This is a genomic window from Streptomyces sp. NPDC005302 (assembly GCF_040607345.1).
Classification (GTDB): Bacteria; Actinomycetota; Actinomycetes; order Streptomycetales; family Streptomycetaceae; genus Streptomyces.
Genome location: NZ_JBEXGN010000013.1, coordinates 108,818 through 124,980, shown reverse-complemented (window position 1 = coordinate 124,980; position 16,163 = coordinate 108,818). Strand labels below are relative to the sequence as shown.

The following is a 16,163-nucleotide window of genomic DNA, read 5'->3' as shown; positions in this document are numbered from 1 at the left end:
GGACATGTCTCGCCTGCACAGGTCGTTGACACCACCGACATCCTCCGGGCAGGGGACAGGGCCAGCCACACAACCGCACTCGGACACGACTTCACTCCGCTGCGGGAGTCATAGGGGTCTCAGTGGCTGAAGGAGGAGCCGAAGTGGGCGTCTTCTTGCGGCGTGCCGAGGCCGGCGGGGTTGAAGGTCGCGATGTTGCCGGTGACCGGGCCGTTCTTCGAGCCGCGCAGGACCCAGGCGGCGCCGGAGTCGACCTTCGGGGCGTCCTCCCACGGGGCGGAGACGATCAGGTCCGCGCGGTTGTTGTCGTTGACGTCGGCGAGCTGCACCTCCTCACCGAAACGGTCGCCCTGCTCCGAGGCACCGGGGACGCCGGTCGTGGACTGGGAGAACGCGAGGGCTCCGCTGCCGGTGGGACCCTTGGGTCCACCCTTGAGGAGCACGACGCTTCCCGCCGAGTCGGTGCTGCCGATGTCCTCCCCGGGCACACCGACGGCGAGATCCGGGTAGCCGTCGCCGGTGACGTCGCCCGCGGCCAGTGCGAGGCCGAACTCGTCCCCGGTCTCGTTGACGCCGGGCACTCCCGGAGTGTTCTGCGTGATGGTCGTCGTCCGTGTGGAGAGGCCGGAGGGCGAGCCGAAGCGGATCTCGACCGTGCCGGGACGGATGGTGATGTCCTCCTGGCTCGTGCCGAACTTGAAGGTGGCGAAGTCACCGAAGCCGTCGCGGTCGAAGTCGGCGACCACTCCCTCCGAGGACGGGGTGATGGCTCCCGGGACACGGGTGACGGAGCCGTCCTTGCCGCCCTTCCAGAGGCGGGTGCCGTGTCCCATGTCCTCGAAGCCGTGGGTGGTGAGGATGTCGTCGGCTCCGTCACCGGTCACGTCGCCCACGATGAAGTCGTAGCGCGAGTCGTCCGTGTCCTCGAAGGGGACGATCGTGCGGCCCGACGATGTTCCTGTCCGGGAGATCGGGCCGAACTCCACGCCCACCAGACCGGTGCCGACCACCAGGTCCGCGTGCCCGTCACCGTTGATGTCACCGGCAGCCAGGGGTCCGTTGTGCGGGGGGAGCGAGAGTGCCACGGAGTCCTTCAGACCCGTGGGGGAGCCCCACAGGATGATCGTGGGCCCGTTCTCCGATCCGACGACGAGATCGGTGTACCCGTCACCGTCGAAGTCACGGGCGGCGCTCACGCGGCCGAAGGAGTCGTAGTTCACCGCGTCACCGGGTATGCCCGCGGAGGCCCGGCTGATGACCTGGGGGCGCTTGGTGTCGACACCGCCGATGGATCCGTACAGGACGGTGACGTACCCGGCGTCGTCCTTACCGCCAACGGTGCCACCGGGCGCCGCGACCGCGATGTCGGCGTACCCGTCGGCGTTGAAGTCCGTGACCGGTGCAGGCGCCACGGGGGCAGCTCCCGCCGGTCCTGCGGCGCACACGGCACCCGTGACGAGCGCCGCGACAGCGACTGCGATGGTAAGAGAACGGCGCACGGTCGAGCCTCCGTGGACAACGGGCAGATATCACTGACGACTGCATGACAGCCGAGGAGGCAATTTGGTTGTACTTGTCGGGCCACGACTTCTGGGGGGTGCCCCTATGCCCTTGGTCAAGGGAATCGGGGGCGAACACCTGCCGGGTGGCCGTCCGCGGCCGTGTCTGCCCCTGTTCGGCCGGCTGAACCGGTCGTCGGCCTCGCCCCGGCCCGCTGGGTCACGGCGCCAACACGATCGAAGTGGGGGTGGCGGCCCCTTGGCCGGCCGCCTCCGGGCTCGCGAAGCCGACCACCTTCGGCGGCACGGACCGCCGGAACCACGGACTGGCGGGCCGGGTGGCACTCCCGGGCGCGGAACCGCGGCGACCGCCCGGCCGTCCTCATGGGCGCGGAAGGGGAGTCCGTCGATGGCGCGAAGTTCCCCTCGCGCGCACTTCTCGCAACCCTCGGAAAGCGGGCGTTTTCCCTCGCAACTCGGATTCCGCGTTCCGAATTTTGTCAGGCGCGATCAAGCTCGCTCCGAAACACCTGGTCACCGCACGAATGAAGCTCCGGAGGGGGCCGTGCGGTCAAGGCGGCCTGCCCTGATGGACATTGACATCGATCGAGCAGCTGATCGATGATCACGGTGCGATTCCGGGGTTCCCGAGGGATTCCTGGAATGTGATTTCGTCTGTTCAGTGTGAAGCCGAGGGAGTCAACGTGCGCAGCGCCGATCGCGCGGGACAGTATTTCCTGACCATCCATCAGGCCTCTGGGCCGCCCGCGCCGTAGGTCCGGGTATCCGCACTGCCGCGATCCTTCGGTGTGCTCCCCGGCCAAGGTTCGCGCATCTTTCCCGCTTGTTCCGCCAAGCCGGTGCGACTTCTCCCCTTCAGCAGCTGTGTGACGGCGCCATCGCCGCTCAGTGTGCCCTTTCCATCTCCCATTCCCACCGGCTCATCACGGTCGTCCGTGCTTTCCGGCTCCCCGAACGGTGATCCCGTCCGTCCGGTCGAACGACACCGTCCGTTCCCCCATCATGGGAAGGCCAGGTCTCGGCAGTGCAGAAACCCCCCCACACAATCCAGCATGCTCGGGCGCTGCGGAATACCGCTCGTTCCCGCGGGACAACCGAGGACCCCCGATCTCGTATGCGGGACGCGTCCTTCGCGCAGCAACGGCTCTGGTTCCTGGCGCAATTGCCGGGCGCGAACGAGGCCTACAACGAGGCGCTTGCCTTCCGGATCGAAGGGACCCTGGACGTCGACGCGTTCGGCCGGGCATTCGACGTCCTGGTTGCTCGCCACGAGACACTGCGCACCCGGCTCGTGACCGTCGAGGGCGAGGTCCGCCAGTGCGTCGAGCCGCCCACCACCGGCTTCGCTCTGCTCCGTACCGACTTGACCGGTGCCCCCGGAGCGCCGAGCACGTTGGCCGGCCTGCGTGAGGTCGAGGCGTGCGCTCCCTTCGACCTGGAGGCCGGACCCCTGGGCCGGGGCCGTCTGGTGACTCTGGAGGCCGACCGCCATGTGCTGCTCTTGACGTTCCACCACAGCGTGTACGACGGCTGGTCGATGAACGTCATGATGAAAGAGCTCGGCATCCTGTACGAGGCGTTCGCCGCAGACCGTGACGATCCGCTGCCGCCTCTCACCGTCCAGTACGCCGACCACGCCGCTGCCGAGCGGGCCTCCGTGGCCGACGGCACGTTCGGCGCCCACGAGGACTACTGGCGCCGGACCCTGGAGGACGCGCCACCCCTGCTGGAATTGCCCACCGACCGTCCCCGCCCCGCGAGGCAGCAACACGTGGGCGGACGGGTGGAGTTCCGTCTCGAACCGGAGGACACGACGGCTCTGAGCGCCCTCGCGCGGAGTCATGGCGCGACGCTCTTCGTCGCCGTCCTGACCGGCTGGTCGATTCTGATGGCGCGGCTCTCCGGACAGACCGACATCGTTGTCGGCAGTCCGGTGGCGAACCGCCGCGATCCCGTTGCCCGGGCCCTCATCGGCTTCTTCGTCAACTCCTTGGCCCTGCGGGTGGATCTGTCCGGGGGACCGTCCGGTGCCGAGGCCCTGACCCGGACGAGGGCCGTCGTGCGCGGCGCGCTCGATCATCAGGCGCTGCCCTTCGAGCGGGTCGTGGAGATCGTCAACCCGCCTCGGAGCGCGGCCCACGCGCCGCTGTTCCAGACCATGCTGGCCTGGGTGCCCGACCGGTCGGACCTGCTGCGGTTGAACGGCGTGACCGCCGAGCCGCTGTCCATCCCGCACGCGCCTGCCAAGTTCGACCTCGCGCTATCCGTCACCGAGTCCGCAGGAGCCCTCACCGGGCATCTCGACTTCGCCACCGCGCTGTTCGACGAGACCACGGCCCGGCGTTACGTGGACCATCTCCGTCTTCTGCTCATCGACCTCGCCCGCCGCCCCGAACAGGACATCGGCACGCTCGACCTGATGAGCCCGGAGGGTCGCGACCTGCTCCTCGCCGAGGGTGAGTCCCCCCGCGCGCTCACCGACGTTCGCGAGACATCAGCATCTCCGCTCCCTGGCCAAACCGTGCCCGCGGCACCCGGCTCCCCACTCGCCGCCCCTTCCCTCACCGACCTCTTCGAGGCGCAGGTCCGCAGCCGCCTGCACGAGGCGGCTGTTGTCTGCACCCGGGGAACGACCGACTACGCGACCCTCGACCGCAGGGCGAACCGTCTGGCCCACGCGCTCGCGGCCCGTTCCGTCGGCTCCGGCGACGTGGTCGGGCTGCACGCCGGACGTACGGTCGACCTCGTCGTCGGCATCCTGGGCATCCTGAAGGCGGGCGCCGCCTACCTCCCGCTCGACCCCGCCCAGCCGCAGACCCGTCTCGACGGCATGGTCGAGGACGCCCTTTGTCCCCTCGTGCTGACCGACAGTCCCGAACACGCGCTGACCCGGGGCTGGTCGGCCCTGGCCGACATCGAGATGCAGGGCGTGTTGTCTGATGGGCCGCCGGCCGTGTCGCGGGCCCAGGACACGCTGGCCTACGTCATCTTCACGTCCGGCTCCACCGGCCGGCCCAAGGGCGTCGCCGTCGAGCACCGCAGCGTGCTCAACCTCTTCGACACCTGGCAGGACCGGATGGGCAGCGGGCCCGGAGACGTCGGATCCGCCTGGTCCAGCATCGGCTTCGACGCCTCCGTGCACGAACTGCTGCTGCCGCTCACCACGGGCGGCAGTGTGCACATTGTTCCCGAAGAGCTCCGCGGCGATCCCGAGTCTCTCGTGTCGTGGCTGGGCGAGCACCGGATCGTCCAGGCCTTCCTGCCCCCTGCGTACATTCGCTGGCTCGACGAGGATCCCGCCGCACGGCTTGCCGGCCTGCGGCTGCGCACGCTGCTCACCGGAGTCGAGTCACTTCCCGAAGCGGCACTTCACCGGCTCACCCTTCACCTGCCCGGCCTCAAGGTGTGCTTCGGGTACGGGCCCACCGAGGCGACGTTGTACAGCACCGCCCACTACGACCCGCGCCCGCTGGACCGGCAGAGCCCGCTGGGCCGACCCTTGCCCAACACGCGGCTGCGTCTGCTGGACGCACATCTGCAGCCCGTCCCGCCGGGCACCGTGGGCGAGGTGTACCTGGGTGGTGCCTGCCTGGCCCGCGGCTATCTCAACCGGCCCGACCTCACCGAGGAACGGTTCCTTCCCGACCCGTACCTCCCGGGCGAACGCCTCTACCGCACCGGCGACCTGGCCCGGCGGCTTCCCGACGGCGACCTGCACTACGTGGGGCGCGCCGACGACCAGGTGAAGCTGCGCGGCTTCCGTATCGAACCCGCCGAGATCGAGGCAGCGCTACTCGCCCTGGACGGGGTCAGGGAAGCCGTCGTGCTCACCGATCGAGACGCGCCGGGCGGTCCGCGCCTGGTGGCCGCTGTCGCCGGCCCGCCCGAGGCCAGGGCCGACGCGCAGCTCTGGCGGCGCGCATTGGCCCGGCACCTGCCGGACTACATGATTCCCGCAGTCGTCCTCGATCTGCCGGACCTGCCGCTCAACCACAGTGGCAAAGTTGACCGCCGCGCCCTGCTCGACTCAGCCCGCGCCCACCGGAGCGACCAGGTGAACACGGCCAGCCCGCGTGACCACGTCGAACATGCCCTGTACCGCATATGGCGGGACATTCTGCTGCACCCCGACATCGGGATCGGAGACAACTTCTTCGAACGCGGCGGAACCTCGCTGGCGGCCATCAAGATGGCCCACGCCGTCACCGAGGAGTTCGGCGTCCGCGTGCCGGTCGCCGACATCATGCTCCGGCCCACCATCGAGGCACTCGCCGGCACTCTGCGCGAGGGACGGGCCCCCGAGGCACCCGGGAGTCTGGTCGAGTTCCGGCCCGGAACCCCCGGCGCCGCGGGCACCCCGCGCGTCGTCTGCGTCCACCCCGCCGGCGGCACGGCCTTCTGCTACCTGACCCTCGCCGCCCGGCTGCCCGAGACGGCCGGCCTGTACGGCATCCAGTCACCGGGCGTGAACCCGGGCGAGGACCTGCTGCCGACCGTGGAGGCCATGGCCGAGGCCTACCTCGACCTTCTCGGGCCGTACGATGACGGACCCCTCGTCCTGACAGGACTCTCCTATGGAGGCCTCGTCGCCCACGAGATGGGCCGCCTGCTGGCCAGCGCCGGCCGCACCGACGTCAGCGTCGTCCTCCTCGACACCCAGGCCACCGACGACCCGGCCGAACGCGCCGCCATCGAGAACGTCGACATGGCCGAGTTCCGCGACAAACTCGTGCGGTTCAACGGCATGTACCCCGGAATCGACGACGCCCAGGTCGAGCGGTACCACCGCATCTACAACCACAACCGCGCCACCGCCCGCGATCATCTGCCACACCCTTCGCCGACCCGGCTCGTCCTGGCCCAGGCCGTCGGCGACGGCACCGACACACCCCGTCACGCAGACGTCCGGGACTTCTGGGAAAGGCGCGCCCAGGGTCACTTCCGGGTCGAACCCGTGCCCTGCGACCACTGGGAGATGCTGGAGAAGGCCGAGGCGGGACTCGTCGCGGACGTCATGGGCGCCGAACTCGCCCACCACGCGGGCCCGCCCTCCGAGCCGGCCGGCCCCCGCCGGCCCGCGGCGACGGGGGAGCGACGATGACCCACGCCGGACTCTCCCTCCTCGCCGACACCGTCCGCGCACAGGCAGCCCGCACACCCTCCGCGCCCGCTGTCGAGGACGGCGACCGTCTGCTCGACTACGCCGAACTCGACGCCACCGCCGACCGAGTCGCCGCCCGGCTGCGCGGCGCCGGCATCCGCGCCGGACAAGCCGTCGCGGTCGCGCTGCCCCGCTCCCGGCAGCTCGTCTGCGTCATGCTGGGCATCCGCCGCAACGGATGCACGGTCGTCCCCCTGGACCGGCTCAGCCCGCCGGACCGGCGCCGCCACATCCTCGACGACTCGGGCGCGGTCGCCGTCGTCCACGACGGCACCCCGCGCACCGTGCCCGACCACCTGGCCGGCCTCACCGCCGACGCTCTCGTGGCGCCAGGGCCGGTGCCCCAGGAAACGGCGGCCGACACCGGGGAGGATCGAAGCACGGGCACCGGCGCGCCGACCGCTTTCCTCTTCTACACCTCCGGAACCACCGGCCGACCCAAGGGTGTCGAGGCCACCGACGAGGGCGTCTTCCGGCTCGCACGGCCCGGCTACATCGGCATCGGGCCCGGCGACCGCTACGCCTGCCTGGCCAACCCCGCCTTCGACGCCCTCAGCTTCGAGGTGTGGACCCCCCTGCTCACCGGCGGCACCTGCGTGATCCTCGACGACGGGGTGGTCCACGACCCGCTGCGGCTCGCCGGGGCCCTCCGGGACCGAGCCGTGGACACGGTCTTCATCACCGTCGCCCTGTTCAACGCGGTCGTCGACCAGGTCCCCGACTGCTTCGCCACCACCCGACAGGTCCTCGTCGGCGGCGAGCGCGTCGACGCCGGGATCCTCCACGGCTGGTACCGGGCCAACCCGGACGCCCGCACGGTCCTGCACAACGTGTACGGACCCACCGAGGCGACCACCTTCGCCCTGTGCTTCGCCGTGCCCCGCGACCTCGAGGGCGACGACGTCCCCATCGGCACACCCCTGGCCGGCACCCGGTACGCCACCCTGACCGCGGACGGCACTCCCGCCCTGGCCGGCGAGACCGCCGAACTCGTCCTGGCGGGGGAGGCGTTGGCGCTCGGCTACCGCAACCTCCCCGAGGAGACGGCCCGGAGCTTCGCCCCCCTGCCGACCGGTGGCGACCACACTCGCTGGTACCGCACCGGCGACCTCGTCCGCGTCGACGAGAACGGCCTGGTGACGTACGTCGGACGGGCCGACCGGCAGGTCAAGGTGCGCGGCTTCCGCATCGAACCGGGCGAGGTCGAGCGCGCCGTCATGACCCATCCCGCCGTGCGCCACGCGTACGTGTGCACCCGGCGCGACGACAACGGCCGCAATGAGCTGCACGCCTTCCTCGTCCCCGACGGCGAACTCTCGCACGCGGCCTACGAACACCACCTCGACGCTGCCCTACCGGCGTACATGCGCCCCCATCACACCCACCGCGTCCGGGAGTTGCCCCTGAACGCCAACGGAAAGGTGGATGTCGAACGCCTGCTGCGCGAGCGCGGCACACCCTGGCGCGCGGAACACCCGACGGAGTCACCCGGCACCCCGGAGCAGCGGACCGTACTGGACCTGGCCGAGGGCATCCTCGGCGTGGACGGTCTGACGCCGTCGGACCGCTGGATATCCAGCGGCGGCGACTCCCTCGCGGCCCTCCGGCTCCGCTTCGCCCTCCTGGAACGCCACGGCGCGGACCTGCCCCACGACCTGCTCCTGCGCGCCGACTTCGCCGCCATCGCCGAAGCGGTGCACCGCGCCGACGCCGCCGCGGGCATCCATCCGCCGGTCCGCACGACATCCGGCCTGCGCAGCGGCCCCGCGACCAGTGAACAGCAGCGACTGTGGCTGCTGCGCCAACGCGACCCGCAGGACCGCTCCTACGACGTTCCGCTCACCTTCCACGTCCAGGGCACGCCCGACCTCGCCGCGCTCCGGCACGCTCTCCGCTTCCTCGTGGCGCGGCACCCCGCTCTGCGCACCCGTCTGACCGTCGGCCCCGAGGGCCTCGTGCAGGAGACCGCCGGGCCCTACGATCCCTGGCAGCCCGTCGGGGAAGGGGCGGGGGAGGGGCGACAGGAGTCCGTCGAGCGGTTCTTCGCACCCGGATTCGACCTTGGCCATCCGCGGATGCTGCGCGCCGGTTTCCTCCCCGACGCCGAGGGGGGAACGCTCCTGCTCCACCTGCACCACATCGCCGTCGACGGCTGGTCGCTCAACCTGCTCTTCCGTGACCTCACCGCCGCGTACACGGCGGCCCTCGACGGCACGCTCGCGGACATTGGAGCCGAACCCGCCGTCACCGAACCCGCCGTCACCGAACCCGCCGTCACCGAACCCGCAGTGACCGAACCCGCAGTCACCACACTCGACTTCGCAGCCTGGCAGCACGACTGGCGCACCAGCCCCGCCTACCGGCGCACGCGCGCACGCCTGGCCGAGCACTACCGTGCCACTCCCGAAGTCTCACCCCCACTCGATCCCGCCCCGGGCGTCCCGGGCGCCGCCCGCCTGACACGGACGTCCGTCGACCCGGCGCGTACGGCCCGGCTCGACCGCTGGGCGGCGCAGCAGGGTGTGACCAGGTTCCAACTTCTGCTCTCCGCCTTCGCCTGCGCCCTCTACGGCGTCACTGGGCAGAGCCGCCCCCTTGTCGCCGCACCGGTCGCGGGCCGTCCACGTCCCGAGTTCGCCGACACCGTCGGCATGTTCGCCAACACGGTCCTGCTGCCCCTGTACACCGCCCCGCGGCGAGGCCTGCGGGCCCAGCTGCACGAGCACGCCACCAGTACGGCCACCGTTCTCGACGGCCAGGAGATCGCCCTCGCCGACGTCCTGGAGGACCACACCTTCCGCGCGGGCGGCCCCCTCTTCGACTACCTCTTCGTTCTGGAGAACACCGAGTTCGGCACACTGCGTCTGCCGGGCTGCACGCTGCGCCCGCGGTGGACCGAGCCACCCGCCGCCAAGTGCGCGCTGACCCTGTCCGTCGTAGAGGACGCACAGGGCCTCGAATGCCTGTGGGAGTACGACTCCGCCCGCCTGCCCGCCGAACGTGTGGACGCCGTGGCCCGGCTGTTCCGCACGACTCTGGACGCGTTCACCCACGAGCAGCACCGCACGGTGGCAGACGTCGTCGCGCCCTGGCGCACCGGCGCCGCCGCGACCGCCCGGGGCAGCGTCCTGCCGCAGGAGTTCCCCAGTGTCGCGGAGGGCTTCGCCCGGCAGGTCCGGCACACCCCGGACGCGCCGGCCCTCGCGCACGGCACGACGACGCTGACCTACGCCGAACTCGACACCTACGCCTCTTCGTTGGCCGCCGAGATCGGTCGCCTCCATCCCCTACCGGACGATCCGGCCGCCCCCGCGAGCGTCGCCCTCTACCTGGACCCGTCCCCCGAGCACGTCGTCTCCCTGCTCGCCTGCGCCCGCCTCAACCTGACGGTCGTCCCCCTCGACCCGGCCTACCCGCCCGCGCTGCTCCGGCACGTCCTGCGGCAGGCCCAGCCACTCTGCGTCCTGCACGCTCCGGACGCGGCACCCGCCCTGGACGCCGTCGCCCCGGCGGGACTGCGGCGGCTTCCGCTCGTCCTCGCCGACCTGCCGACCGCCGGACCCGACACGGCCCCCCGCCCGGCGATACGGCCGCTGTACACCCTGTTCACCTCCGGCTCCACCGGTGTCCCCAAGGGCGTCCAGGTCCCCGACAGGACCTTGTGCAACCTCATCGCCTGGCAGCAGCGTGAGGCGGGCCCCGCGGGACCCGCCGTCACCCAGCAGTTCTCCATGCTGTCCTTCGACGTCTCCTTCCAGGAGATCTTCACGACACTCTGCACCGGCGGCCTGCTCCGCCTGGTGGAACCCGCCTGGCGCCAGGACCTCACCACCCTGCTGGAGCGGCTCGACGCCGACGGGGTGGAGCGGCTCTTCCTGCCCTACGTGGCCCTGCAACTCCTCGCCGAACACGCCGTCCGCAGCGGTCGGTTCCCCGCACGCCTGCGCGAGGTCGTCACCGCGGGGGAGCAACTGGTCTGCACCGACACCATCCGCCGGTGGTTCGCGGGGCTCGACAACGCCCGCCTGTTCAACCACTACGGTCCCACCGAGACCCATGTGGTGAGCGGACTGTGCCTGAGCGGCGACCCGGCCGCGTGGCCGTCCACGCCCGCAATCGGCCGCCCCGTCGCCCACGCCGAACTGCACGTCGTCGACGCGGAGGACCACCCCGTCCCGCCCGGCGCCACGGGCCGTCTCCTCATAGGCGGCCCCATGGCCGCCCCCTGCTACCTCGGCGATCCCGGACTCAACCGCGACCGCTTCACCACCGGCCCCGACGGCGGCACCCTCTACCGCACCGGCGACCTGGCCCACTTCGACGCACAAGGCCTGCTGCACTACGCCGGACGCGAGGACACACAGATCAAACTCAGCGGCCACCGGCTCGAACTGGGCCAGGTCGAGGCGGCGTTGCTCCAGTTCCCGGGCGTCACGAACGCGGTCGCCGTCGCCGAGCACGGCCGGCTCGTCGCCTGCCTGGAGTGCCGCGGCCCCGACCCCGACCCGGCCGACCTGGACCGGCACCTCGGTGAACTGCTGCCCGCTCACGTCCGGTTGGGGCGCGTCCGCAGGCTTCCCGCACTGCCCCGTACCCCCAGCGGCAAGCTCGACCGGGCCGCCGCCCTCACCGCGGACGGAGCCGACCTCGGCGCCAACGGCCCATCGGAACACGGGGCGTTGTCGCCCCTGGAGGACCGGCTCACCGAGCTGTTCGCCACCGTCACCGGCCGGCGGCCCGCGCCGGACCAGCACTACTTCGACGCAGGCGCCACCAGCCTCGACCTCATGCGGTTCCACCTCCACTGCGCCACGGAGGCCGGGATGTCCTTCCGCATGGCCGACCTGTTCGAGCACGTCACCGTCCGGGCCCTGGCCGCGGCTCTGACCCGACCCGTCTCCGCGCCCGCCGAGTCGGCGGGAACACCTCTTCCCGCGGACCCGACGCCGGTCACCCCCACCGCACCCGGCTCCGGGGTTCCCTTCCGGGACGCCACCGCCGCCGGACCACGCGCCGCCGGACGCGCGTCCCGGGGGATCGGCGACACGGACCCGGCCGTGGAGCCCGTCGCCGTCGTCGGCATGGCCGTGCGGCTGCCCGGCGCCCCCGACCTCGCCGCCTTCTGGGATCTGGTCACCACCGGCCGACGTGGTGTGGAACACTTCGTCGCCCCGAACGGCCGGGTCGGCGCACGCAGCCAGTCCGACCGGCCGCTGGGCTTTGACCCCGCACGCTTCGTCATCAGTCCCCACGAAGCACGGTTGATGGACCCGCAACAGCGCCTGATGCTGATGGTCTGCGTGGAGGCCCTCGCCCACGCGGGCCTCGCCGAACCCGCCGGGCGACAGGTCGGGCTGATCGCGGCCTGCGGCGAGAACACCTACTTCCAGCGTCTGATCCGCGAAGCCGAGCCCGACGACCTTCCCGACAGTTTCCGGCTCGCCCTGCACCACGAGAAGGACTTCCTCGCGACCAAGGCCGCCTACCATCTCGGCCTGACCGGGCCCGCATTCAGCGTCCAGACGGCCTGCTCCAGCTCCCTGGTCGGCGTCCACCTCGCCGCCCAGCTGCTCCGTCAGGGTGACGCCGAGGTCATGCTCGCCGGGGGAGTGCTCGTCGACGCCGAACTCACCGACGGCTACACCTACCGCCCCCAGCACATCTTCTCCCCGGACGGCCACTGCCGCGCCTTCAGCGCCGACGCGGGCGGCACCATCGGCGGGAGCGGGGCGGCGGTCGTCGTCCTCAAACCGCTGAGCCTGGCCCGCCACGACGGCGACACCGTCTACGCCCTCGTCACCGGCTCCGCCGTGAACAACGACGGCGCGGACAAGCTCGGTTACAGCGCACCGTCCCTGTCCGGGCAGCGCGCGGCCGTCCGGACCGCACTGCGCCGAGCGGGCCGTCGGGGCACCGACGTCGGCTACGTCGAGGCCCACGGCACGGGCACCCGTCTCGGCGACCCCGTCGAGGCGGGCGCCCTGCAGGACGCGTACGACGTGCCGCCGGGCCATCGGATCGCGCTGTCCTCGGTGAAGAGCCAGATCGGTCATTTGGGCGCCGCCGCGGGCGTGACCGGTCTCGTCCGGGCGGTGCTCGCCGTACACCACGCGACGATCCCCCCGACCGCCGACTTCGACCGGCTGAACCCTGAGATCGACGCCGCAGCCTTCCGCGTCCCGGTGACCGCGGAGCCCTGGCGGCCGGCCGGGCCGCGGCTCGCCGCCGTCAGCAGCTTCGGCATCGGCGGGACCAACGCCCATGTCCTCGTCGAGGAGGCCCCGCCCGTCAAGGCGAAGGCATCCACGGACGTGGCTGACAGCGCCGGGACCGGAGACCTCAGGAACGGGGCGGAGCCCGCCGAGACGGACCCACAGGCGCAGGGACCCGTAACCCCTGCTGACGCTGGGCGCCTTGAATCCTTCGACGACGCGGTGAGGACGGCCTCCGGGGGCACCGAGCCCTTCCCGGCCGGCGCCCCCGAAGGGCGTCCGTTCCTGCCGCTCCTGGCGCTGTCCGCGCACAGTGCCTCGGCGCTCCGAGCGGACGCCCGCCGTGCGGCCGACCACCTGGCCGCCCACCCCGACCGCTACGAGCAGGTCGTACGCCACCTGCGTACCGGACGCCCCGCGCTCGGCCACCGTGCTGCCTGCCTGCTCCCCGACGCGCACGCGGCCATTGCCTGGCTGCGCGCCTTGGAGCCCGTCGCCGTGCCGAAGAGTCCAGGCGACCCCGTGGACGCCCGTCGGGCGGCCCCGGAGGAACTGGCGGACGCCTGGTACACGGGCCGTCCCGTGAACTGGCGGGAGCACCCCGCCCCGGCCCCCTGGGACTTCCCACCCCCCTCCTTCGACCTCACCGACTACGACCTGCGCCGCTCCGCGAAGCCCGGGGGACCCCCGTTCCCGCAACGGCTGCCGGCCGACCGGTGGCTGCACCAGAACCACTGGGTCCGCGTGCGCCGGGCCCGCACCAGGCCCGTTCCCGCCGCCGGACGCACCGTGGTCGTGGTCGGCGACGCGGCGACGGAGTGGAGCGCCTGGGCGGCTCCGAACCAGGGCGGAGCACGCGTGGTGCGCATCGAGACGGGATCCCGTTTCGCCCGCCTCGGGCCGGACACATACCGTGCCGATCCCTGCGACGCCGCACAACTTCGCCGCATCCTGCACGACCTGGACCTCAGGCCGGGCGCGCACACCGACTGGCTGCACACCCTGCCCCTCGCCGTGCGCGGTCCGGTCGACGAGTCCACCGTCGAGGCCGGCGTTCGAGCGTGCCTGGACACGGTCGCCGCCCTGTGTGCGGCCCTGGCGGACGTCCCCTCGGACGTACGCCCCCGGCCATGGGTGTTGACCCATGCCGCCCAGCCCGTGACAGGCCCCGTCGCGCGACCCGAACTCGCCCTGACGGCGGCGGCGAGCGAAGTGTCGCGCCAGGAACTCGGCCTGACCGTACGGTGGGTGGACCTGCCGGACGCTGACCCTGCCCATTGGGCGGACCGGTTGACCGCGCTCCTCGACGACCCCGGGAACACCGGGCCCCGGCTCGCGCTGCGCGACGGGCACTGGTGGCGGCCGGTACGCCGGCCCGTGTCCGAGGCGTCACTCGTCGGTGGGCCGGCGCACGAATTGACCCGGCCCCGTCCCGGCACTCATCTCATCCTCGGCGGCACCGGGGGTATCGGCAGCACGCTCGCCTCCCGCATCCTGCGGGAGCCGGACACCCGGGTCGTGCTCCTGTCACGCACCGGAGAACGGCCCGTGGCCCTCGCCGCGTGGCGCGACCGCGTCACCTGCGTGCGAGCCGACCTCGCCGAGGAGTCCCTGGACGACATCGCCACCCGCCTCGGCCCCCACCTCGACGGTCTGACCGGCGTCATCCATGCGGCGGGCACCGGACACGGAGCGCTCCTCGTGCGCCGGGACAGGGCAGCCGCTCGCCGGGGCATCGCGGCCAAACTCCGAGGCGCCCTGCTGACCGAGCGGCTCATCGCCACGCACCGGCCCGACACGGTCCTGTACTGCTCGTCCATGGCAGCCGAGCTGGGTGGCGTCGGACAGTTCGACTACGCCGGGGCCAATGCCCTCCTCGACGGCTTCGCCCACCACGCGAGCGGCGACGACAGCACCGCACGCACCGCCGTCGCCTGGGACGCCTGGCGTGAGGTCGGCATGGCGCACACCGCGCGGGTGCGAGACGCACGCCACCGGGCGCACCTGGACGTAGCGCTGACCCCGGGGGAGGGCGTGGAGGTGTTCGACCGGGTGATGGAGCTGCAGCTGCCCCAACTCCTCGTCTGTACCACGGACCTGGCCGAGGCCTTCCGTTTCTACGAGGCCGCGCCCGACCCTGCCACCGTTGCGGACGCGCGGCTCGAACCCGGCCCGGAGCCCGGCACCCCGATCACCCACACCCGAGCCGAGTCCCCGGACGGCAGCCCGGCCGCCGCGCTGCGGGAAGCGACCCGTTCCCTGCTCGGCCTGGACAACCTGGACGCGGCCGCGCCGCTGTACGACCTCGGCGCCGACTCCCTGACCCTGCTGGAGCTCCTGGACGAGGTGAAACGGCTCTACGGCACCGATCTGGACCTGTCCCGGCTCACCCACCGGGTCACCTTGAACGAGATCCTGGGCCACCTCACTGCCGCCCGGCCGACACCCCGTACCCACGCGGTCGCGGTCGACGTCTGGCAGCGCGGAACGGGGCCGGAAGTGCTCTGCCTCGTCCACCCCGTCGGGGGTGACATCCAGGCGTACCGGGCCCTCGTCTCCTCCCTGCCCGACCACCTGACGGTCTGTCTGATCGCCGACCCGGCATTGTCCGCCCCGGACGTGCCCAACTGGTCCCTCACCGAACGCGCCGATCATTACCTCGCCGCCGTCCGGCGGGAGTTCCCAGCGGCGGGACGGCAACTCCGGCTGGCGGGATGGTCGTTCGGGGCCTGGACCGCGCTCACCATGGCGGCTCTCGCGGAGGAGGCCGGTGAAGAGGTGGCCGCCCTCTACCTGCTCGATCCGCCGTCCCCCGATCCGGCCGCGCATCCCATGGTCGACGAGGAACAGGTAGCGGCCGTGTTCGCTCTCGAACTCCGCGGCAACCGCACCGACCCCTCCCTCACCGAACAGGGCAGGGCCTATGCCGAACGGCTCGCCCAGTGCTGCCGGGCCAACCTCGCCGCCATGCGCGCGCACCGTCTGCCCCGCCGGACGAGGACGCCCGGCTGCCTGTGGCTGGCCCAACAGCCCGTCGCGGAAATGCCGGTGGTGATGGCGGCGCCGTCGACCGCTTCCGAGTGGGAGTCCCGCCTGCCCGCCGCGTTCCGAACCCACCACGTTCCCGTCACGCACTACGAACTTGTCGCCGAGCCCCACGTGCGTGCGGTGGCCGAAGTGATCGCGGGCGATCTCACCGCCTCCGCTCCGGTACCCGGTCCAACGCCAGGAGCCCCCGACCACCGAGCCCCTGCCGCCCGTTCCTGACCA

At 72.1% G+C, this 16,163-nt stretch carries 3 protein-coding genes; 2 read left to right on the top strand and 1 reads right to left on the bottom strand.

Going from position 1 to position 16,163, the window contains the following annotated elements; translation table 11 throughout:
- Nucleotides 1-119: 119 nt before the first annotated feature.
- Nucleotides 120-1,412: an FG-GAP-like repeat-containing protein gene (locus tag ABZT74_RS20840; protein WP_356436905.1), complete on the bottom strand. Its 1,293-nt coding sequence runs from the start codon at nt 1,410-1,412 to the stop codon at nt 120-122.
- Between the two features lie 1,222 nt (nt 1,413-2,634).
- On the opposite strand from ABZT74_RS20840, the gene ABZT74_RS20835 reads away from it, so the two are divergent.
- Together ABZT74_RS20835 and ABZT74_RS20830 are read left to right on the top strand one after the other, a co-directional pair.
- On the top strand, nt 2,635-6,621 hold the full coding sequence (locus ABZT74_RS20835; protein WP_356436902.1) for an amino acid adenylation domain-containing protein: 3,987 nt from the start codon (nt 2,635-2,637) through the stop codon (nt 6,619-6,621).
- Nucleotides 6,618-16,160 (top strand): amino acid adenylation domain-containing protein, encoded by a 9,543-nt coding sequence (locus ABZT74_RS20830; protein ID WP_356436899.1) that lies wholly within the window; start codon nt 6,618-6,620, stop codon nt 16,158-16,160. Before ABZT74_RS20835 ends, ABZT74_RS20830 begins: the two co-directional genes overlap by 4 nt.
- The last annotated feature ends 3 nt before the right edge of the window (nt 16,161-16,163 follow it).